Origin of the sequence: Streptomyces sp. NPDC004327 (genome assembly GCF_042873935.1) — a bacterium.
Taxonomy (GTDB): Bacteria; Actinomycetota; Actinomycetes; order Streptomycetales; family Streptomycetaceae; genus Streptomyces.
This window is the reverse complement of the sequence record NZ_JBIAME010000004.1, coordinates 562309-581982: the sequence shown is the minus strand read 5'-3', so window position 1 is coordinate 581982 and position 19674 is coordinate 562309. Positions and strand designations below refer to the sequence as shown.

The window sequence follows — 19674 nt, the reverse complement described above, 5'->3', positions numbered from 1 at the left end:
GCGGTCGAGCGTCACCGCGGCGTCACTTCACCGTGGCGCCACGTTCGCGCGCGACGTCACGATGGGCGTCGCACGGGCCTTCAGGCGAGGGACGCGATGGCCTCGTTGAAGGTGGCGGACGGGCGCATCACGGCGGCGGCCTTGGCCGGGTCGGGCTGGTAGTAGCCACCGATCTCGGCCGGCGAGCCCTGCACGGCGATCAGCTCGTCGACGATCTTCTGCTCGTTGGCCGCGAGCGCCTCGGCGAGCGGGGCGAACGCCTTGGCGAGCTCCGCGTCCTCGGTCTGCTGGGCGAGCTCCTGGGCCCAGTAGAAGGCCAGGTAGAAGTGGCTGCCGCGGTTGTCGATGCCGCCGAGGCGACGGGTCGGCGACTTGTCCTCGTTGAGGAAGGTGCCGGTCGCGCGGTCCAGCGTGTCGGCGAGGACCTGGGCGCGGGCGTTGCCCGTGGTGGTGGCCAGGTGCTCGAAGGAGGCGGCCAGCGCGAAGAACTCGCCGAGCGAGTCCCAGCGCAGGTAGTTCTCCTTGACGAGCTGCTGGACGTGCTTCGGGGCGGAGCCGCCGGCGCCCGTCTCGAAGAGGCCGCCGCCCGCCATCAGCGGGACGACGGAGAGCATCTTGGCGCTGGTGCCCAGCTCCAGGATCGGGAAGAGGTCGGTCAGGTAGTCGCGCAGGACGTTGCCGGTGACCGAGATGGTGTCCTCGCCGCGGCGGATGCGCTCCAGGGAGAACTTGGTGGCCTCGACCGGGGAGAGGATCTTGATCTCCAGGCCCTCGGTGTCGTGCTCCGCGAGGTACGTCTTGACCTTGGCGATCAGCTGGGCGTCGTGGGCGCGGTTCTCGTCCAGCCAGAAGACGGCCGGGGCGCCGGTGGCGCGGGCGCGGGTGACGGCGAGCTTGACCCAGTCCTGGATCGGCAGGTCCTTGGTCTGGCAGGAGCGGAAGATGTCGCCCTCGGCGACCTCCTGCTCCAGGACCGTGTTGCCGGCGGGGTCGACGAGGCGGACGGTGCCGGCCGCGGCGATCTCGAAGGTCTTGTCGTGGGAGCCGTACTCCTCGGCCTTCTGCGCCATCAGGCCGACGTTCGGGACGGAGCCCATGGTGGCCGGGTCGAAGGCGCCGTGGGCGCGGCAGTCCTCGATGACGGCCTGGTAGACACCGGAGTAGGAGTGGTCCGGGAGGACCGCGAGGGTGTCGGCCTCCTGGCCGTCCGGGCCCCACATGTGGCCGGAGGTGCGGATCATGGCCGGCATCGAGGCGTCGACGATGACGTCGGACGGCACGTGCAGGTTGGTGATGCCCTTGTCGGAGTCGACCATGGCGAGGGCCGGGCCCGCGGCGATCTCGGCGTCGAAGGACGCCTTGATCTCGTCGCCGAGGCCGTGCGGGATGGTCTCCAGGCCCTTGAGGATGGTGCCGAGACCGTCGTTCGGGGAGAGGCCGGCGCCGGCGATGACCTCGCCGTACTTGGCGAAGGTCTGCGGGAAGAAGGCGCGCACGACGTGGCCGAAGATGATCGGGTCGGAGACCTTCATCATGGTGGCCTTGAGGTGCACGGAGAACAGCACGCCCTCGGCCTTGGCGCGGGCGACCTGCTCGGCGAGGAAGGTGTTGAGGGCGGCGGCGCGCATCACGGAGGCGTCGACGACCTCGCCGGCGATGACCTTGAGCGGGCCGCGCAGCTCGGTGACGGTGCCGTCGGTGGCGACGTGCTCGAAGCGGAGGGTGGTGTCCTCGGCGATGACCGTCGACTTCTCGGTGGAGGCGAAGTCGTTCTCGGCCATGGTGGCGACGTTGGTCTTGGACTCGGAGGTCCAGGCGCCCATGCGGTGCGGGTGGGTCTTGGCGTAGTTCTTCACGGCGCCGGGCGCGCGGCGGTCGGAGTTGCCCTCGCGCAGGACCGGGTTGACGGCCGAGCCCTTGATCTTGTCGTAGCGGGCGCGGACGTCCTTGTCCTCGTCGGACTTCGGGTCGTCCGGGTAGTCCGGCAGCGCGTAGCCCTGGGCCTGGAGCTCGGCGATCGCGGCCTTCAGCTGCGGGATCGAGGCCGAGATGTTCGGCAGCTTGATGATGTTGGCCTCGGGCTTCTTCGCCAGCTCGCCCAGCTCGGCGAGGGCGTCGGCGATGCGCTGGCCCTCCTCGAGACGCTCGGGGAAGGAGGCGATGATGCGCCCGGCCAGGGAGATGTCACGCGTCTCGACGTTGACGCCGGCGGTCGAGGCGTACGCCTGGATCACGGGCAGGAACGAGTAGGTCGCCAGGGCGGGCGCCTCGTCAGTGTGCGTGTAGATGATGGTCGAGTCAGTCACCGGGTGTGCTCCGCTCCACGTCTGCGTCTCGTCTCAAGATTGCTCGACATCAAGATATCTCGTGATCGGGCTCCTCGGGAAAGGGGTCCTCCCGATCTTCGGGAACGAGCCCCGCGAGGCGGTACGGGGCGGGGCCCGGGTCCAGGTCGACGTGGCGCAGGAGCCCGAGCAGGGCGAGCGCGACGGCGGCGCCGGTGCCGGCGGCGAGGGCCTGGCCGCAGCGGTGGGCGATCCGGGGCAGCTCGGCGGGGAGCGGGCCGGTGCCGGGCAGGCAGTGGACGAGCAGGTACGCGCCGGCGGCCAGCCCGCCGAGCGCGAGCGCGGCCAGCGGCACGGTGACCAGGAACCGCTGCGCCGGCAGGCCGCGCCGGCGTGCGGGCCGCACCTTGCCCCTGCGGGCGAGCAGCGCGATCAGGGCGGCGAAGGCGGCGAGCACGAGCAGGTCGGCGGCGATGACGTCGCCGGGGCGGTGGTGTCCGGCGGCGATCGTGTACGCGCCGAGTGCGGCGGCCCACAGGGCGGCGAGGCCGACGACGGCGCTGCGCAGCCGGTGCGGGACCACGAGGACGAGACCGAGGGCGGCGCCGGTGGCGAGCACGGAGGCGCTGCCGGGGAAGCCGCTCTCCAGGGCGGCGCCGGAGGAGTCGACGAGCCGGGGGCCGGGCGCGTACCGCTGGAGGAGCTCGGCGATGAGCAGGGCGGCGGCCAGGGTGCCGAGGGCGGCGCCGGTGAGCGCGTACCGCTTGCGCAGGGCGCCGATGCCGGCGAGCAGCAGCACGGCGAGGACCGGAGAGGCCGTCGAGACGCCCTGGAGCACGGGATGCTCGCGCAGGACGCGCGCGACGACGGGATCGGCGAGCCGGCCGGCGATCGCGGCCTCGCCCCAGCGCCGGCCGGTGGCGGTGAGCACGAGTCCGGCGTAGGTGAGGGTCAGCAGCAGCGTCGCGGTGAGGCAGGCGCGCCGCATGCGTATGCGTATGCGGGCGCTGAACGATCCGGCGGCCTCACCGGCGATGGCGGCGTACCACCACGTGTCACCGGCGGCGATGCTTCGCGCGGCGCCGCCGGTACGGGGCCTGTCGAAGGGTGCCATGCCTCGATTCGACCCCGCCGTACCGCGGGGCGCCCGCTGGAGGCACCCGAACGGCGCAGGTGGCGGCGGGCTGGGAGGGGACGCGGGGGCGCGGGCCCGGGGTGGGGACGCGTGGGCGGGACGGGGTGGGAGCGCGGCGGCGGGCCGGGGTGGGTCAGCGTCGGACGTGCCTCAGCGCCGGAAGGGCCTGAGCTGGGAGGCGAAGAGCAGGAGCAGGCCGACGAGCAGGGTGCCCGTCCCGATGACGGAGGCGTTCACGCGGAGGTCGGGATCGTCCGCCAGTGCGCTGCCGGCCTGGGTCAGCAGCGCGGCGGCCATGACCAGTTGGGCGGATCCGTGCAGCCTCGGGCGCACGACCTGGCCGCGCAGCCACGGGAGGATCCAGCCGGTACTGAGCGCGGCGGTGCCGCAGATCGCCAGGGCGATCCCGACGACGGCGCTGGCCATGGCGATGTACGGCGACACGTTCGTCCCCCTCTTGTCCGGGCACCGCGCCCGTTCGGCGTGATCATGCCACAGGGCGCGGTGCCCCGGACCGGGGGCGGGGAGGTCAGACGGTGAGCTCGCCCATCGGGCCCCAACCCTGCTGCGGGGTGTCGACGTTGATGATCTCGGGGGTGGCGGCGATGAGACCGGCCATGGTCTCCAGACCGGCCTTGAAGTGGTCGGAGGCGACGTGCACCGCGCCGGCCTCGGCGTCGGCGAAGCCCTCCAGGAGGACGTACTGGTTCGGGTCGTCGACGCTGCGGGACCAGTCGAAGAAGAGGTTGCCGGACTCCGCGCGGGTGGCGCGGGTGAAGTCGGCGACGCGCTCCAGCCAGGTGTCGGCGTACTCGGGGCGGGCGGTGAAACGCACGGCGATGAAGATCATGCGTCCAGGGTGGCCGCGGCCGCCGGATCCGGCCAGCGCGGCGGCTCAGGATTCCGGCAGGGCCGGAATCCCGTCCCCGGCCACCGCGGCGAAGAGCGGAACGGCGCGGGCGAGCGCGGCTCGGACCTCGCCGTGCCGGCGCCGGAAGTCGGCGGTGGGGAGGGAGACGGACAGGGCCTGCACGATCCCGTCGCCGCGCTCGGGAAGCACGGTGGCGAGGCAGGTGTACGCGGGGTCCGCCTCCCCCACCGAGACCGCGAAGCCCCGCTCGCGCACCCGGGCCAGCTCCGCCTCGAAGCGCTCGGCGCTGGTGATCGTGCGGTCGGTGAAGCGGGCCATGCCGTGCTCGTCGAGGTAGCGGCGGCGCCGCTCCCGGGGCAGTCCGGCGAGCAGTGCCTTGCCGTGGGCGGTGGCGTGGGCGCGCGGCTCGGGGCCGGGGGTGAAGGGGTGGGCGGTGTCGGTGACGGGTGCGGTGGTGTCGACGACGGTGATCCGGCCGCCCCGGTAGGCGGTGAAGTACGCCTCGGCGCCGGCGGTGCGGCGCAGGTGCCCGAGGAGTCCGGTGAGGGACGGGAGGGACGCGAGGGAGGCGCCGGGGTGGTCCGTACCGCCGGCGATGCCGTGGTGGCGCTGGTAGACGCGGTGCAGGGCCGGGACGCGCGGCCCGGGCGCGTACCCCTCCGGGGTGCGGACGAGGTGGCCGCGGGCGATCAGCGGGCCGGCGAGGTGGTAGACGGTCGACAGGGCGCAGCCGAGGGTGCGGGCCAGGACCTTGGCCCCGACGGGCCGACCGGCGTCGGCGACGGCGTCGAGCAGGGCGAGCGCGCGGTCGACGGACTGGGGGCCGGTGGCGGGGGTGGGCACCGATCCACCTTAGTTCGCGAGGATCCACCTTCGCTCACGAGGATCCGCCTTGGTTCACGAGGGATGAGAGCAGTCTCACCACAGGAAGAAAAGGGATCTTATAGACCCTTTGCCCTATTCGGCGTACCGTCGAGGGATGCCCCGAAAGGGGCTCATCGGGATTTTCTCCCTTGTTTTCCCTTGCTTTCCCTTGCTTTCCCCTTGTTCCTCACCGCACCGGGAGGCTGTGTGCGCCGCTCCACCACCGACCACGCCGCCGCGGGCCCGAACGGGCGCCGCGGCCACATACGGAAGGCGGCGCTCGCGACCGGCGCGGTCGCGGCCGCCGCCGGCGGACTGTATGTGGCGGGCCTCGTCGCCACCGGGAACGACATCTCCGACGGCACCCGGGTGAGCGGGATCGACATCGGCGGTCTGAGCCGCGCCGAGGCCGCCGCCAGGCTGACCTCCGCCGCGCCGGCCGCCTGGAAGGACCCGGTCCGGGTCACCATCGGCGACGCCGCGACGACGGTCGACCCGGCGACGGCGGGCCTCACGGTCGACGTGAAGGCCACCGCCGACCGCGCGGCCGACCCGTCCCGCGACCCGTTCACCGTGATCGGCCGGCTGTTCTCCTCCGGCAGCCGGGACATCGAGCCGGTCGTCTCCTTCGACGGCGCGAAGGCGCACGCCGTGGTCGCGGAGGCGGCGAAGCAGCACGACCGCACGGCCCGCGAGGGCGCGGTCTCCTTCGCGGACGGCAAGCCGGTCGTGACCCAGCCACGGACAGGGCAGAAGCTGGACACGGAGAAGGCGGTGGAGGCGCTGCGCGCCGCGTACCCCGCCGGCTCCGGAACGGGCACGGCCTCCGGGGACGGGACCGCAACCGGCACCGGTACGGACACGGGCACCAGCACCGGCACCGGCGTCGGCTCGGGCGGCTCGGCGGCCGTCGCGCTGCCGGTCTCCCTCACGCAGCCGAAGGTGTCGGCGGCCGAAGTGTCCCGCTTCGTACGGGACTTCGCGGCCCCCGCGATGTCCGGCCCGGTCACCCTCACCTCGGGTGACCAGCGGCTCGCCATCCCGGCGGCCACGCTCGGCGACCACCTCAAGGTGACGGCCGACGGCGGCCGGCTCACGCCCTCGCTCGACTCCCGCTCGCTGCTGCGCGACCCGGACGTGGCCCGCCCGCTGCACGCCTTCACCGGCGGCCCGGTCGAGGCCCGCCTCGGCGTCAAGGACGGCAAGGTCGTCGTGGAACGCGACGGCCGCACCGGCCGCCAGGTCTCGGCGAAGGCGCTGGGCGAGGCCGTGGAGCCGCTGCTCGTCAAGGAGGGCACCGCGGCCCGTACCGCCCCGGTCGCCACCACCCTGACCGAGCCCAAGGTGACCGCGAAGAGCCTCGCCGACCTCGGCATCAAGGAACAGATGTCGACGTTCACGGTGCACTTCCCGACCGCGCCGTACCGCACGGTCAACATCGGCCGCGCGGCCGAGCTGATCAACGGCTCCCTGGTCCAGCCGGGCGAGGTGTGGAGCTTCAACCGCACGGTCGGCGAGCGCACCGAGGCCAACGGCTTCGTCGACGGCACCATGATCATGGACGGCCAGTACCAGAAGGCGCCGGGCGGCGGTGTCTCCTCCGTGGCCACGACCGTCTACAACGCGCTGTTCTTCGCGGGCGTGCAGCCGGTCGAGCACGGCGCGCACTCCTTCTACATCGAGCGCTACCCGGCCGGCCGGGAGGCGACGGTGGCCTGGGGCACGCTGGACCTGAAGTTCCGCAACGACTCGGGCCACCCGATCTACATCAAGGCGAGCGCGACGGACTCGTCGGTGACGGTGAGCTTCCTCGGCACCAAGAAGTACGACTCGGTGGAGGCGGTCGCGGGGCCGCGCACGAACATCACGCCGCCCGGCGAACGCAAGGGCAAGCTGGGTGAGAAGTGCGAGGTGCAGGATCCGCTGGAGGGCTTCGACATCAAGGTGGACCGGGTCTTCAAGAACGGCGGCGCCGAGGTGAAGCGGGAGACGTTCAGCACGCACTACACGCCGCGCGACAAGGTGATCTGCGAGTAGGCCGATCCGCGTGTGACGAAGGGCCCCTCCGTGCGGAGGGGCCCTTTCCGCTGTGCGTGCGGGTCAGACCTCGGCGCGCGCCGGGGCCGCGGCCGGAGCGTCCTCGGCGACCTCGGCGAGATCCCGGTGACGGGTCTCGCGGGCGCAGGCGAGGGCGATGACGGTGAGCAGCGCCGCGGCGATCACGTAGAGGGCGATCGGCGTGGAGCTGTCGTAGTCGGCGAGCAGCGCGGTGGCGATGAGCGGGGCGGGCGCGCCGGCGGCGACGGAGGAGAACTGGGCGCCGATGGAGGCTCCCGAGTAGCGCATCCGGGTCGCGAACATCTCGGAGAAGAACGCGGCCTGCGGGGCGTACATGGCGCCGTGCAGGACCAGCCCGACGGTGACCGCGAGCAGCAGGCTGCCGAAGGAAGCACGGTCGATGAGCGCGAAGAACGGGAACATCCAGAGCCCGACGCCGACCGCGCCGATCAGATAGACGGGCCGGCGCCCGATCCGGTCGGAGAGCGCGCCCCAGAGCGGGATGACGGCGAAGTGGACGGCCGAGCCGATGAGGACGGCGTTGAGGGCGGTCTGCTTGGAGAGGCCGGCGTGGGTGATCGCGTAGACGAGGATGAACGCGGTGATGACGTAGTACGAGATGTTCTCGGCCATCCGGGCGCCCATCGCGATCAGCACGTCACGCCAGTGGTGCCGCAGCACGGCGACGAGCGGCAGCTTCTCGGCCGGCTTGCCGGCGTCCGCCTTGCGCTGCTCGGCGGCGGCGAGCGCGGCCTTGAAGACGGGCGACTCGTCGACGGACAGCCGGATCCACAGACCCACGATCACGAGCACGCCGGACAGCAGGAACGGCACCCGCCAGCCCCACGACCCGAACGCCTCGTCCGACAGCAGCGCCGTCAGCGCCGACAGCACTCCGGTCGCCAGCAACTGCCCCGCCGGCGCCCCGGTCTGCGGCCACGACGCCCAGAACCCGCGCCGCTTCGCGTCCCCGTGCTCCGACACCAGCAGTACGGCCCCGCCCCACTCCCCACCGAGCGCGAACCCCTGCACCAGCCGCAACACCGTGAGCAGCACCGGCGCCGCGGACCCCACGCTCGCGTGCGTCGGCAACAACCCGATCGCGAACGTCGCCCCACCCATCATCAGCAGGCTCAGCACCAGCAGCTTCTTCCGCCCCAACCGGTCCCCGTAGTGCCCGAACACGAGCGCCCCGAGCGGCCGCGCGGCGAAGCCGACGGCATACGTGAGGAAGGAGAGCAGCGTCCCGACGAGCGGGTCCGACTCCGGGAAGAACAGCTTGTTGAACACCAGCGCGGCGGCCGACCCGTAGAGGAAGAAGTCGTACCACTCGATGGTGGTGCCGATGAGACTGGCGGCGACGATGCGCTTGAGGGATCCGGGAGGTGTGGGGTTCGCGGGGGCGTGTGTTGCGGCGGCCATGTGCACCACTTCCGAGCGGTGAGGGGGACGAGTTCGTGTCGCCACACCGTAGGAACGGGCAGGTCAGGCGCGTATGTGGTGGGACACCATAGTTCGGGGCGCGAGGGTGCGGGCGGGCACCATGCGGGGCGCAGACGGAGGTCGCTGGTGACCCGGTAGGGCCGAAGTCCCTTACCGAGCATCCCGGTCAGCACCCACCAGACGGATTCCGCGCGACGTGGCCAGAAGTCTCGCGTCGACGCCCTCATGCGCCAGGTTTGACAGGTGCCGCTGGCGCACCCCGATGTACAGCACCGCGAGTGGCGGCCCGACGATGTGCCCGACCGGGGAACCAACCAGCGCCGCTGCGACGGTCACACCGACATCGCACGCGACGTCCCGCAGCCCGACGCTGGGAGCGCCGCACCAAGGGCAGCGGCAACGGGGCATGGCGTTGCGCCTGGTGCGTCGGGACGTTTCGAATCCGTTGCGTCCGCCCTGTTGCTGACCTGGGGAAACGCCCTGCGAGCCGCCGGAATCGCGGCCACCTACCGCCATTGGACCGCTCGGCTGGTTGCCCGGTCTTATGCCCTTCGGCGGCGTGCGGCCACCTTGAGGCGCTCCGAGAAGCCCAGCAACTCCCTAGCTCGACAACTCCCCTTTGCCTGTGGCCGAGTTGAGGGACTGCCGCAGGCCGACGGCCAGACGCTGTTGGCCGAACTCCTCGCCCACGCCACAGGTGCCGACTACCTCTACACCCACCGCTGGAGGCAGGGCGACCTGGTCGTCTGGGACAACCTCACCGTCCTGCACCGCCTCTCCGTGCGACAGCTCACACCACCCTCGGCTGCTGGTGCGCGCCGCCGTCCGCCATCAGGCACACCGCTCCCATACCCCCGACGGGGGAATCGCAGCCGATCCACCCTCCTCCGGATCAAACCGCCACTAAGGTGGACCAATGAGTACCCAAGTGCCCATGAAAGAGCGGGCATTGAACCCCGACCGGATCGCCCGGATCGGGCGCGAGATGCAGGCCGCCTGCCCCGGCTTCGACGCCGTCTCCTTCACCGCCGTACCGACTCGGCGACGGCCTCACCTTCGAAGCCGACCTCACCGCCCCCACCGACACCCCGGTGCACGTGATGTATGTCCTGACCCGCACCGACCCCGACACCACGGCCGGAGAGAAGGTCGCCCACCTCACCCGGGCCACCGTCGAGGCGGGCTCGCCACTGCACCTGGCCAAGACCCACACCCTGAGGTCCAGCGGAGCCTCCACCCTCGCCCCGGGCAGCTACCAGCTTGCCCTCCAGGTCAACGGCCGCCGCCACCCCCCAGCCCTGCTCCGCATCACCAACCGCCCTGCCTGATCAGAACGGCTCCGCCGTGCGGACGGGCTCCAAGGAGCCTTGTGCCTCCGGTCGGCACAGAACAGTCTGAAGGAGGATTCAGCATGATCGACGGCTGGAGTACGGTCTCGTCGACCGTCGAGTACACAGGAGTCCGGGTGGTGGTGCGCCGCGACTCGGTCCGGCGCGCCGACCAGAGCCTGGGAACCTACGAGTACACCGAGTCCGTCGACGGCGTGCGCGTCGTCGCCCTCGACGACCGGGGGCATGTCGCCCTGGTGGAAGAGAACGTCTACGCATGCGGTCAGCGGCTGCTGATGTGTCCCGGTGGCGGATGCGCCCCAGGCGAGGACCCGCTGTCGGCGGCCCGCCGGGAACTGGCCGAGGAGGCAGGCATCCGCGCCGCCGAGGTCGAGCTGCTGACGATGATGTGGCGGATGCCTGCCGGCGCGCGAACCCGTGAGCACCTGTACCTCGCCCGGGGCCTGAGCCTCGGCGAGCACCAACGGGAAGCGAGCGAGGCCGACATGGAACTGCGCTGGGTCGCGTTGGAGGAGGCCGTAGCGATGTGCGGCAACGGCCAGATCACCGAAGCCGGCACCCTCGCGGCGGTCATGCTGACCGCGCAGCGCACCGGCACCTAGCCCAAGGCCCTGGCCAGCCGACTACAGATACCCGTCCGCGCCCACCAGCTGACGAACAAAGCGTTCGACGCATGGGACTACGCGTTCTACGACAGCTTCAAGGACGCCGCCCTCGCCGACGCCTTCCGGCAAAGCCCGACAAGACGATCCTCAAGATCCGTGCATCCACTGACCGACTTGAGGGCGGGAGGCCTGAACGTCGACGTTTCGGCCAACCGGGCCTCATCGAGGTGCGCTTGCGCGGCAAGGGTCGGTGCACTGTGCACCTTTAGCGAACCGCTCAACCCCGGGGTCCGCAACCTGACCGAGAGACATGCGTTCGAAATCGTGGCGGCGTCGTTAGACCCGGCAACACCGCCACGACTTCCCAGAAGGAGGCACGTTGACGTCAGCCGGACCCAGCAGCAACGAGACCCGGAACGAGAAAAAGAAGCAGGCCACGGAGGCTATCTCCGCTGCGGAACGTGAACTGTACGGAGGGCGGCTTCGCTACGACCAGTCCTGCGTTCGCCATCAAGGCCCGCTGACCAGTCTGGGGTTCGGCCAGATGGTGGCCGCGCTGCCGCGCATGATGGGCATGGTGCTGCGTACCGACTGGAAGGCGGACCGGCGGGCGCTGGCCGGGGGCCTCACCCCGATGCCGACCCCGCAGAAGGGCCGTCCCCATGTCCCCTGACACCCACGCCCCGACGGCGGCACGACGCGCCGCGATGGTCCGCCGCCTCGAGACCGACAGCGGTCTGACCGACCCCCGTCTGCGGGAGGCCTTCCTGTCCGTGCGCCGGGAGGTGCTCCTCCCCCACGCGTACGTCCGGGTCAGCGGGCCGGGCGCCGATCCGATCGACTGGCGCCTCCTCGACGGCTCCCACCCCGACGACCGGGAGGAGTGGCTGGAGCTGATCCACAGCGACGAGTCGATCCTGCTCCAGCGCGACGGCGAACCCCTCGACGCTCTCCCCCGCGGGCCAGTGACCGGCGGACACATGACGTCCATGTCCACCTACACCCCCGCCACGGTCGAAACCCTCCAGGCCATGCGGCTGGAGCCGGGACAGCGGTATCTGGAGCTCGGGCCAGGGCCTGGGGTCTCCCTCGCGCTCGCCGCCGCCGTCACGGGCCCCGGACTCGCCGCTGGCGTCGAACGCGACGGACGCATGGCCGCCTTTGCGCAACACAACCTCGACCGGCTCGGCTTGGACGCGGCCGTGATTCAGGGCGACGCACTCGAAGGGCATCCGGCCGGCGGCATGTTCGACCGGATCCACTCCGGCATCGGCGTCCCCCGCGTCCCACAGGCGTGGGTGGAGCAACTCGCGCCGGGCGGACGCCTGCTGACAACACTCGCCACCCGCACCCCGAGCTGGCCCGGCCAGCTCCTCGTCACCCGCACCGAGACCGGCCGGATCGAGGCGGTCCTCACAGGCAGGCCGCGCGGATACCGCCCCATGCTCGGATACCGGTGGCTGAACGCGGTTGGTCATCGCGCCCGCATCAAGGAGGATCCGGGCACGCCGCGCCCCACGCGGCTCGTGCCGCCGGCTGACGACGCCTACGGCTTCTGGATCGCGGCGGCGTACCTGATGCCGAATGTGGTACGGGACTTCCAGGCCGAGACGATGACCCTCGTGGCCCCCGAAGACGACTCCTGGGCCGTAGCGGGCCCCGGCGACGGCACAGTCCGCGTGCACGGGCCACGCGACGTCTGGGCCGAACTCGAAGACGTCCAAGCCCGTTGGGAAGGGGCGGGCCGCCCGGACCAGTACGTGGTCGACCTCTCCGATCTCGCTGGTCCTCACGTGGTGACGGCCGGCGCAGGGCCGCACGCACTGACCTGGGCACCGCCGCCCCTCACCGCCGTCCCCCGGCAGGCACCATGATCACGCCCGAACGGATCCTCGTCGCCCTCCACACGCACGACCCGATTCACCAGGCAGGTGTGAACAGCCTGCTCCGGCACCGCCCCGAGATCACCCTGCTCAAGACGGCTGCCCCACCCGCGGATGCCCAGGTCACGCTGGTCGTGGTCGACACCGCGGATGAGCCGGTCCTGCGCCTGTTGCGGGCGACCAAACGGGCCTCCCCTGCGCGCAGTGTTCTGGTCGTGGCGGACATCGACGGACCGAGACTCGCCGATGCCGCACAGTGCGGAGCCACAGGTGTCATCCGCCGAGCCCAGGCCACGCCGGATCGGCTCGTCCACCATCACGACCGTCGCCCGCGGGGCCGGCTACCTGCCGGACGACCTCATAGGCAGCGTCCTGGGAGCGTTCGGGACCTTTCGGGGCGCCTGCCCAGCCCCTTGACTCAGCGCCTGACAGAGCTCGACGACCGGGAACTCGAGCTCCTGCGCCTGCTGGCGGAAGGACTCAACACCAACGCCATCGCAGCGAAAGTCTGCTGCGCCGAGCGCACGGTGAAGAACATCATCCACGTCATGCAGACCCGTCTCGGGGTGAAGAACCGGACCCAACTAGTGGCCCTCGGCTACCAGCACGGCCTCCCCTGACCGCGCCCAGTGTCCGTCAACCCCATTCCCTGCGACAGGAGTTGCCCGTGCCCCACCAGCACGATTCACAAGCCCCCGCTGGCACTTCTACAACGCCGACCACATGGCCGGAGAGCTTCCTCCGCCACGCGCCATGGATGCCCCATGTGGGGAAACGGCTCCGCGATCGACGACATCGGCCGGGGTGTCCTCCTGCGACGCGGCGAGGCCTCCAACGCCTACCTCTGGCGTAGGGGACAGGTGCGCGGTTACTGCGTCCTCATCCACCGCGGCACCCCCGCACCTGGCCGAGCCCACGGACTTGTCCGAGGCCGACGTGGATCCGGCGCCGGGCGGGCCGCTCCCCTGGAACTTCCTCGACGACGGCCGCCAGGACGAGGTACGGCTCCAGGCCGACGCCGCGGCCCTGCGTGCCCTGCTGGAGAACACGTGACCGCCCGCGCGGGGAGGCAGCCCCGGGATCTCTTCACGTCGGTGGCGGCCGACTACCGGCGACACCGGCTGGGTATTCCCGCCAAGCCGGTCGCCCTTCTCGCGGACGTGGTGAACGAGGTCGAGCGGCCGGTGCTGCTTGATCTCGGCACCGGCACCGGGCAGGTGCCGGCCGCGCTGTTGCCCGCGGTGTCGCGGATCGCCCGTGTGGATCTGGTGGATGCCGACCCTGGCATGCTCCGCGAGGCCGCCTCCGCACTCGCTCCCCTTCTCGGCGACCGCCCCCCGACCTTCCACCCGGTCTACGCCCAGGACGTCACACCGCCGTACGAGGGCTATCAGGCGGACCTGATCACATGCGCGCGTGCCTTTCACTGGATGCCGCGCCCCGCACTTCTCGCGATGGCGGACCGCGTCGCTGCTCCCAACGCCAATGCGGCGATCATGGGCGACGGCAGTCTGTGGACTTACACGGCTCCGTGGGCGGCCGGGCTGAAGCGCCTGATCCAGTCCTACCTCGGCGCCGACCGCCGAGCCGGCACCACGGGCGTGTACGGCGCACCGAAGCGCTCCTACGAGGACGACCTCGCCGAGTCGGCCTTCAGCGACATCACCAAGCTCCGGTTCCCGGTCCGCCGTACCTGGACGCCGGACGGCGGGGTCGCCTACCTGCGCAGCACCAGCTTCGCCCGCGCCGACCTGTTCAAGGACCGGCATGCCCGGTTCGAGGCCGAGGCGCTGGCGCTGCTGCAGCAGCACGCCACGTACGGCGGGCTGATCGAGGACGCGGTGTTCGAGGTGCTGCTCGCGCGCCCTCCGGAAGGTGCCCGTTGACCGGCGGCGAGCGTTACATGGTTCCTGTCGACGTCCATCTGGTCGCCGTCCGTGACGGCGCGGCGGGGCCGCAGGTTCTGCTGTCGCGCCGGGCCGGCTCCGTCTACGCCGCGGGGCACTGGCATCTTCCGTCTGGGCATCTCGACGGTCCCTTCGAGGATGTGGTCACCGCGCTCGTCCGCGAGACGGTCGAGGAGACAGGCCTTGTCGTGGATCCGGAAGACGCGCGCGCCGCGGTCACCGTGCATCACCGCGCGCCGGCCGGAGACGCGCGGATCGGCGTGTTCTTCGAGGTCCGCTCCTGGTCCGGGACGCCGGAGGTCATGGAGCGGTTGGTCTGTGACCGGATGGAGTGGTTCGGGTTCGATTCCTTGCCGGAGCCGATGGTGGCCTACTGCCGGGCCGGGCTGGACGCGTACCGGGCCGGAGCCAGGATGGCGCTGCATTTCCAGGAGCCCGGCGACCCGATCGGCTACGACCCGGCCGTCGACCGGCTTCGCCTCGTACCCGCGCCTGGGCCAGACGGGCCGCAGCCTGCCAAGGAAGTGCGGGATTTCGTTGAAGGGGCGGTCGGCCGGATCACCCGCTGGTCCGACGCCTCTTGGGCCAGGGACACCAGCCAGGTGTGGCGTGTCACCGGCGCCGGCGGCGGGATGTGGTTCGTCAAGGTGCACCAGAACACCAAATTCCACGCCCGGGAGACCGCGGCACTGCGTTCATGGGTCCCGGGCTTGGGCGGCGCCGGGCCCCGCCTGGTGGCCACCGACCCCGATCACCTGGCGATCGTGGTGACCGCCGTCGAGGGCCGTCCCCTGCACGGCGCGGTCCTGACGGGCGCCGAGGAGAACTCCGTGTTCCGGTCGCTCGGCGTGCTCGCTGCCCGGATTCACGCCAGCCCTCTTCCCTCGTCCCCTCCGGCCGTCGCCCCGGTCACCCGCGCGGAGCGGTACGTGAAGGTGGACCGGCACCTGGGGGCGGCGCGGCCTCATCTGGCGCCTGGTGATGAGGAGCACGTGCGGGCGGTCGTGGAACGGGCCGTGGCTCTGGAACAGCTGCCGCTGGTGGTGACCCATGGGGACTTCCAGATTCGCAACATCCTGCGTGCGGCCGACGGGAGCCTTCGAGTGGTGGACTTTGAGCGCTCCGAACCGCAGCCCGTGGTGCGGGATCTTGTCCGCCTCCTTGACCACTTCGACGGCCGAGAGGATCTCTGCCAGGCCTTCTTCGACGGATACGGCCGACCCTTCACCGCCCTTGAGCAGGCTCATCTGGCGACGGAGGCAGTCCTGGACGCCGTCTCCGGCATCGGTTACGGCACCGCCCACGGTGATCCCGAGCTGGTGGAGCGCGGTCGCCGCACCCTTGCCCGCAGCCGCGCCGGCACGCTCTGCCCTTCCCCGACACCACTCGATGGAGACACCCCGACATGACACTCAACACCAGCACGGCCGCCATGGCTCTGGCCGTTCGGCAGGCCACGCCGGACGATGCCGCCGAGATCAGTCGGCTGCGCTCGGCCTATGTCCTGTCCGAACCTCTCGGCGAGGAGTGGCTCGACAGGACGCGCAATCACCTCGCCGGGCGGCTCGGCCCCACGGGCGACGCCCGCGCGTACGTCGTCGACGCACCGACCGGTGGGCTCGCTTCCTGCGCTCTCGGTCTCATCCACCCCGTTCTGCCGGGCCCGCGCTACCCCAAGGGCCTGGCCGCCCGCATCCATCTCGTCGCCACCCACCCCGACTTCCGGCGCCGCGGGCTCGCCCGGGCGACCGTGTCCGCGCTGCTGGACCACCTGACACGGGACGGCGTCACCCTCTTCGAGCTGCACGCGAGCAAGGACGCGGCCCCGCTGTATGAGGAGTTCGGGTTCGTGAGCCAGTCGGCTCTGATGCGGATGACACGACTCTCCCCCGCATCTGGGGAGGGAAGGGCATGAGCTCGACGTGGCTGCCTCCCGAGGAGTACGCGGCGACGCTGCCGAAGGCCACGGTGTTCGGCAGCGTGTTCTTCACCGACGAGGACGACCGTCCGGTGCACCTTCACGCCGTCTACAGCGCGGAGCATCCCTGGCAGTGGCCGGGCGGTACGGCCGAGCCGGGCGAGCGGCCCTGGGAGACGGCCGTCCGCGAAACCTTCGAGGAGACCGGGCTTGTGGTGTCCGGCCCGCCGCGTCTGCTTGCGGCGGTCTTCGGACTGCCCGGCGCGGCATGGCCGTGTGCGACCTCGGGATTCGTCTTCGACGGCGGTCGGCTCTCGGGCCGGCAGCTCGCGGGCATCGCCCTGGCGCCCGACGAGCACGACGAGGTCCGGGTGCTGCCGCTTGAGGGCTGGCGGGGGCTGATGCCGGAGCGGGACTTCGCCCGGTTGACCGCCGTCGTGGAAGCCCGCCGGACAGGGGGGACGGCCTACTTCGACACCTGGGACTGGGACGGGTGACCGCCGGGCCGACACCCGCCAGCCCCACCACGAGCTGAACTGACCTTGTCGTGTGAGGAGATGACGGATGTATGTCGTGCGATCCGAGTGGGAGAAGCACTATGCCGACGGCAGGGGGTCCGGCTGATCAGCAACGAAGAGCAGGAGCTGCTGACCCGGCGCGTCCCGGCCCCCGGCGGTGGCGGCCGAGCGCTGGACGCCGGCTGCGGCACCGGCGACCTGGTCCAGACGGCTGCATGCCGCTGCTGCACAAGATGTCCACGGGAGTCACCGTGCCCGACGGCGGGCAGGACGTCCTGTACTCGGACACCATCGTGACGTACCAGGACGTGTGGACCGACAACTCGACCGGTGCCAACGTCCGGCGGGTCGGCGACGACCAGTCCGTGACCTTCACCTACACCTATGCCGCCATGTACGCGGCGATGGGGCAGTTCGCCGACAAGTTCGGCTGGGCGCTATCGCTGAAGGCTGGTGGCAAGGCAGGCATCCCGCTGGTGCCGAAGGCTCGGTCGACGTCACTCTCGGCCTGAACGGCGACTACACCTGGACTGACCAGCCGGTGCTCGGCCCCGGCGCCACTCGTACGGCATGGATGTCGTGCTCCTCACGGAGCGCGGGGCACGGATCACGTCCGTCACGTCCCGGGGTGTCGACGTTCGTCAGAAATCTGGCATCCAGGTCGGGCGGACGAGGTGTTAACTACGTCCAGCTGGCCGAACTTGCGGTCGATTCATTGATTTAGGACACATCCCCAGATGCGTCCCGCAGAATGCAGACGTTCGAGAAGCGCATGATCGCGAACGGGCACCAGGCTCGCTACTGGCTCATCGTCGACTCCGAGGACGGCAACCGAATTATCACCTTTCTTCCCGGTAGGAAAGAGCTACACCCCGTGATCACCATGAAGTTCTCAGTGCGGCCGGGTCAGGGCGAAGCCAGCGGTTTCGACCTGGGCGACATGGTCTGCTCGGGCGAGCTCGGGGAGGCCCGTTCCACCGGCCACACCCCGGACCAGGGCATGATGATCTACCTGTCCGTCCCCCTGCTGCTCGACTGCCTCAGGGAATGGCTGCGAGGCCAGACCAAGACACTCGAGTTCATCGGCGCCGACACCTCCTTCGGCCTCACCTTCCGCAAGGAGAAGCGGCACGTCTCAGTCGCATCGGCAGCGGGCCCCATCGGCACCGCCAGCGCACAGGAGCTGGCGGAGACAGTTCTCCGAGCATCAGAACAACTGGCAGTCGAGGCCCTTGCGTCCCTCCCTGCCGACGACAGTGCCCGCCCCGACTACCTCGCCGCCATGAGCGCGTTCCGGTCCTTTCATGAACACTGAATCGCAGGTCCTAGCCCTGGCCGAATGAGTTGTCGTACCACTCGATGGTGGTGCCGATGAGGCTGGCGGTGACGATGCGCTTGAGGGATCCGGGAGGTGTGGGGTTCGCGGGAGCGTGTGTTGCGGCGGCCATGTGCACCACGTCCGAGCGGGTGAAGGGGACGATTCCGTGTCGCTACACCGTAGGAAGGCGCCGGTCAGGCGCGTATGTGGTGGGACACCATAGTTCGGGGTGCGGGCGGGCACCATGCGGGGCGCAGACGGAGGGCCGGGCGTCCTGCGTCCATCCCCGCATCATCGGCTCTTGGAGGAAGGCGAGACCATCGTGGCCGCCCTCGGCGAGCTGGGCGAGAACCCACGGCCGCGTCGCATGCGCCGTACTGGAGCTTCTGCGCTCCGGTACCGCCTGACCGGCGGGACGACCGCCCGTGCAGGACGACCGCCCCCCAACTTCACCGGGCCGGTGCCGTAGGCAGCGCCGTCAGTCTGAAGACACTTCCGGGAAGGTGATCTCGTCGCTCGCGCGGAGTTCGGCCGACATGTTGCGTTCCATCATGCGCAGGGCCGCGTCGGCGAGACCGGCGTCGATGTGGGCGACAGCGTCGAGGGCGACGACGACGTCGAGGTGCCGGATGTGGGCGTCCAGGGCCGAGTACAGCACGCACTGCTCGGTCACCTGGCCGCACAGCACCACCCGCTGGACGCCCAGCTGGCTCAGCAGGTAAGCCAGAGGCGTTTCGTAGAAGACCGAGTGCCGTGCCTTGATGACGAACAGGGACTCCTCGTCGGGGGCGATCGGCTCCACCAGGTCGGAGTACCGGCCGGCCAGAGCGGCTTCCAGGATCTCCCCGTGGTGGGAACGCCACCGGCCGAAGTTGTCGTTCACGTAGACGACCGGTGCGCCGGCCTCCCGCGCCCGCTCGAGCAGCGCCGCGACACCCGGAAGGGCTTCGCGGACGGAGCGTACGAGCACCTCGGCATCCTCGTGCTCATAGGCATTGAGCATGTCGATCACGATCAGCGCTGTGGCGCCCCCGCCCGCGCCCCTGCCTTCCGCCGAGCGGCCGAGCGGCCCGCTCCCGGGAACGCGACCGCCGCTCACCGGCCCGGCCCCGGCCGCGTCGGCGCGACAACCGGGGTTCGCACTGCGGTTACGGCCACAGCGTGGTGTGCCTGACGCCGGGCTTTCAGACGTTCCACGACCGTGGGGGTCACGGCCGCAGCGCGGCGCACGGGCGGCGCAATGGCGACAGGGACGAGGAGAACGCCTTCGTCCAGAGGGTGTGGCAGCGGCATCGGGGGGTCCTTCATCCGGGGAAGACGAGGTGGCCGTGGAGGCAGTCTCCTGCCTCGACTGAGGCCCCGTGCTTGGGCCACGCCGCAGCGCCCCGGACGATTCGTTCCGTGGATCGTCGCCGCAGGTCAGCAGAACGACATCGCCGGATGGCCGAGCCCGGATCCGCCGGCCAGGAGCCCCGGACACAGACCGGCCATCGACCAGGGGTACCAGATCGGAGCATGGG

General features: G+C 71.0%; 22 protein-coding genes. 14 read left to right on the top strand and 8 right to left on the bottom strand.

What is annotated here, in order from left to right:
- Positions 1-80: 80 nt before the first annotated feature.
- The 5 genes from ACFYU9_RS16900 to ACFYU9_RS16880 form a co-directional block, all read right to left on the bottom strand.
- A complete protein-coding gene (locus tag ACFYU9_RS16900) occupies positions 81-2306 on the bottom strand; it encodes an NADP-dependent isocitrate dehydrogenase (protein WP_389213570.1) in 2226 nt (741 codons plus the stop codon).
- Positions 2307-2355: 49 nt separating this feature from the next.
- Positions 2356-3399 carry a phosphoesterase gene (locus tag ACFYU9_RS16895; RefSeq protein ID WP_389345213.1) on the bottom strand — a complete coding sequence of 348 codons (1044 nt, stop codon included), beginning with the start codon at positions 3397-3399 and terminating at the stop codon, positions 2356-2358.
- 171 nt (positions 3400-3570) lie between these two features.
- Positions 3571-3864, bottom strand: a complete 294-nt coding sequence (locus ACFYU9_RS16890) for a hypothetical protein (RefSeq protein ID WP_389213566.1) — start codon at positions 3862-3864, stop codon at positions 3571-3573.
- 85 nt (positions 3865-3949) lie between these two features.
- Positions 3950-4270: a putative quinol monooxygenase gene (locus tag ACFYU9_RS16885; protein ID WP_389345212.1), complete on the bottom strand. Its 321-nt coding sequence runs from the start codon at positions 4268-4270 to the stop codon at positions 3950-3952.
- A gap of 45 nt (positions 4271-4315) precedes the next feature.
- Entirely contained in the window at positions 4316-5134 is an 819-nt protein-coding gene (locus ACFYU9_RS16880; RefSeq protein WP_389345211.1) for an IclR family transcriptional regulator, read from the bottom strand.
- A 228-nt stretch (positions 5135-5362) separates the two neighbouring features.
- On the opposite strand from ACFYU9_RS16880, the gene ACFYU9_RS16875 reads away from it, so the two are divergent.
- Positions 5363-7192, top strand: a complete 1830-nt coding sequence (locus tag ACFYU9_RS16875; protein WP_389345210.1) for a VanW family protein — start codon at positions 5363-5365, stop codon at positions 7190-7192.
- A 63-nt stretch (positions 7193-7255) separates the two neighbouring features.
- On the opposite strand, the gene ACFYU9_RS16870 is transcribed toward ACFYU9_RS16875, so the two are convergent.
- Complete coding sequence (locus tag ACFYU9_RS16870) at positions 7256-8635, bottom strand: MFS transporter (protein WP_389345209.1); 1380 nt, start codon at positions 8633-8635, stop codon at positions 7256-7258.
- A 264-nt stretch (positions 8636-8899) separates the two neighbouring features.
- On the opposite strand from ACFYU9_RS16870, the gene ACFYU9_RS16865 reads away from it, so the two are divergent.
- The 13 genes from ACFYU9_RS16865 (at position 8900) to ACFYU9_RS16805 (ending at position 18151) form a co-directional block, all read left to right on the top strand.
- Positions 8900-9757, top strand: coding sequence for a TauD/TfdA dioxygenase family protein (locus tag ACFYU9_RS16865; RefSeq protein ID WP_389345208.1), 858 nt, complete (start codon positions 8900-8902; stop codon positions 9755-9757).
- Entirely contained in the window at positions 9748-9984 is a 237-nt protein-coding gene (locus ACFYU9_RS16860; protein ID WP_389345207.1) for a hypothetical protein, read from the top strand. Before ACFYU9_RS16865 ends, ACFYU9_RS16860 begins: the two co-directional genes overlap by 10 nt.
- A gap of 83 nt (positions 9985-10067) precedes the next feature.
- Complete coding sequence (locus tag ACFYU9_RS16855) at positions 10068-10607, top strand: NUDIX domain-containing protein (protein ID WP_389345206.1); 540 nt, start codon at positions 10068-10070, stop codon at positions 10605-10607.
- Positions 10608-10989: 382 nt separating this feature from the next.
- Positions 10990-11283, top strand: coding sequence for a hypothetical protein (locus tag ACFYU9_RS16850; RefSeq protein ID WP_389345205.1), 294 nt, complete (start codon positions 10990-10992; stop codon positions 11281-11283).
- Positions 11273-12484, top strand: coding sequence for a protein-L-isoaspartate O-methyltransferase (locus ACFYU9_RS16845; RefSeq protein WP_389345204.1), 1212 nt, complete (start codon positions 11273-11275; stop codon positions 12482-12484). Before ACFYU9_RS16850 ends, ACFYU9_RS16845 begins: the two co-directional genes overlap by 11 nt.
- Positions 12481-13113 carry a helix-turn-helix transcriptional regulator gene (locus tag ACFYU9_RS16840; protein WP_389345203.1) on the top strand — a complete coding sequence of 211 codons (633 nt, stop codon included), beginning with the start codon at positions 12481-12483 and terminating at the stop codon, positions 13111-13113. Before ACFYU9_RS16845 ends, ACFYU9_RS16840 begins: the two co-directional genes overlap by 4 nt.
- A gap of 301 nt (positions 13114-13414) precedes the next feature.
- On the top strand, positions 13415-13546 hold the full coding sequence (locus ACFYU9_RS16835; protein ID WP_389345202.1) for a hypothetical protein: 132 nt from the start codon (positions 13415-13417) through the stop codon (positions 13544-13546).
- Entirely contained in the window at positions 13543-14379 is an 837-nt protein-coding gene (locus tag ACFYU9_RS16830) for a class I SAM-dependent methyltransferase (protein ID WP_389345201.1), read from the top strand. Before ACFYU9_RS16835 ends, ACFYU9_RS16830 begins: the two co-directional genes overlap by 4 nt.
- On the top strand, positions 14376-15809 hold the full coding sequence (locus ACFYU9_RS16825; RefSeq protein WP_389345200.1) for a phosphotransferase: 1434 nt from the start codon (positions 14376-14378) through the stop codon (positions 15807-15809). The genes ACFYU9_RS16830 and ACFYU9_RS16825 overlap by 4 nt, the downstream gene beginning before the upstream one ends.
- The gene (locus ACFYU9_RS16820) at positions 15806-16315 is read left to right on the top strand and encodes a GNAT family N-acetyltransferase (RefSeq protein ID WP_389345199.1); all 510 of its coding nucleotides are present in this window, start codon (positions 15806-15808) and stop codon (positions 16313-16315) included. The genes ACFYU9_RS16825 and ACFYU9_RS16820 overlap by 4 nt, the downstream gene beginning before the upstream one ends.
- On the top strand, positions 16312-16815 hold the full coding sequence (locus ACFYU9_RS16815) for an NUDIX domain-containing protein (protein ID WP_389345198.1): 504 nt from the start codon (positions 16312-16314) through the stop codon (positions 16813-16815). Before ACFYU9_RS16820 ends, ACFYU9_RS16815 begins: the two co-directional genes overlap by 4 nt.
- A gap of 236 nt (positions 16816-17051) precedes the next feature.
- Positions 17052-17348, top strand: coding sequence for a hypothetical protein (locus tag ACFYU9_RS16810; RefSeq protein ID WP_389345197.1), 297 nt, complete (start codon positions 17052-17054; stop codon positions 17346-17348).
- A gap of 239 nt (positions 17349-17587) precedes the next feature.
- Positions 17588-18151, top strand: coding sequence for a hypothetical protein (locus ACFYU9_RS16805; RefSeq protein ID WP_389345196.1), 564 nt, complete (start codon positions 17588-17590; stop codon positions 18149-18151).
- A gap of 10 nt (positions 18152-18161) precedes the next feature.
- On the opposite strand, the gene ACFYU9_RS16800 is transcribed toward ACFYU9_RS16805, so the two are convergent.
- Together ACFYU9_RS16800 and ACFYU9_RS16795 are read right to left on the bottom strand one after the other, a co-directional pair.
- Positions 18162-18284, bottom strand: coding sequence for a hypothetical protein (locus ACFYU9_RS16800; RefSeq protein WP_389345320.1), 123 nt, complete (start codon positions 18282-18284; stop codon positions 18162-18164).
- A 348-nt stretch (positions 18285-18632) separates the two neighbouring features.
- Positions 18633-19157 (bottom strand): cysteine hydrolase family protein, encoded by a 525-nt coding sequence (locus ACFYU9_RS16795; protein WP_389345315.1) that lies wholly within the window; start codon positions 19155-19157, stop codon positions 18633-18635.
- Positions 19158-19674: the final 517 nt, after the last annotated feature.

What these genes read in the sequence shown, in the direction of transcription:
- ACFYU9_RS16810 (WP_389345197.1), top strand. Translation starts at nt 17,052, where the DNA reads ATGCCGCTGCTGCACAAGATGTCCACGGGAGTCACCGTGCCCGACGGC.
- ACFYU9_RS16845 (WP_389345204.1), top strand. Translation starts at nt 11,273, where the DNA reads ATGTCCCCTGACACCCACGCCCCGACGGCGGCACGACGCGCCGCGATG.
- ACFYU9_RS16885 (WP_389345212.1), bottom strand. Translation starts at nt 4,270, where the DNA reads ATGATCTTCATCGCCGTGCGTTTCACCGCCCGCCCCGAGTACGCCGAC.
- ACFYU9_RS16840 (WP_389345203.1), top strand. Translation starts at nt 12,481, where the DNA reads ATGATCACGCCCGAACGGATCCTCGTCGCCCTCCACACGCACGACCCG.
- ACFYU9_RS16795 (WP_389345315.1), bottom strand. Translation starts at nt 19,157, where the DNA reads ATGCTCAATGCCTATGAGCACGAGGATGCCGAGGTGCTCGTACGCTCC.
- ACFYU9_RS16805 (WP_389345196.1), top strand. Translation starts at nt 17,588, where the DNA reads ATGCAGACGTTCGAGAAGCGCATGATCGCGAACGGGCACCAGGCTCGC.
- ACFYU9_RS16815 (WP_389345198.1), top strand. Translation starts at nt 16,312, where the DNA reads ATGAGCTCGACGTGGCTGCCTCCCGAGGAGTACGCGGCGACGCTGCCG.
- ACFYU9_RS16870 (WP_389345209.1), bottom strand. Translation starts at nt 8,635, where the DNA reads ATGGCCGCCGCAACACACGCCCCCGCGAACCCCACACCTCCCGGATCC.
- ACFYU9_RS16855 (WP_389345206.1), top strand. Translation starts at nt 10,068, where the DNA reads ATGATCGACGGCTGGAGTACGGTCTCGTCGACCGTCGAGTACACAGGA.
- ACFYU9_RS16895 (WP_389345213.1), bottom strand. Translation starts at nt 3,399, where the DNA reads ATGGCACCCTTCGACAGGCCCCGTACCGGCGGCGCCGCGCGAAGCATC.
- ACFYU9_RS16820 (WP_389345199.1), top strand. Translation starts at nt 15,806, where the DNA reads ATGACACTCAACACCAGCACGGCCGCCATGGCTCTGGCCGTTCGGCAG.
- ACFYU9_RS16800 (WP_389345320.1), bottom strand. Translation starts at nt 18,284, where the DNA reads ATGGCCGCCGCAACACACGCTCCCGCGAACCCCACACCTCCCGGATCC.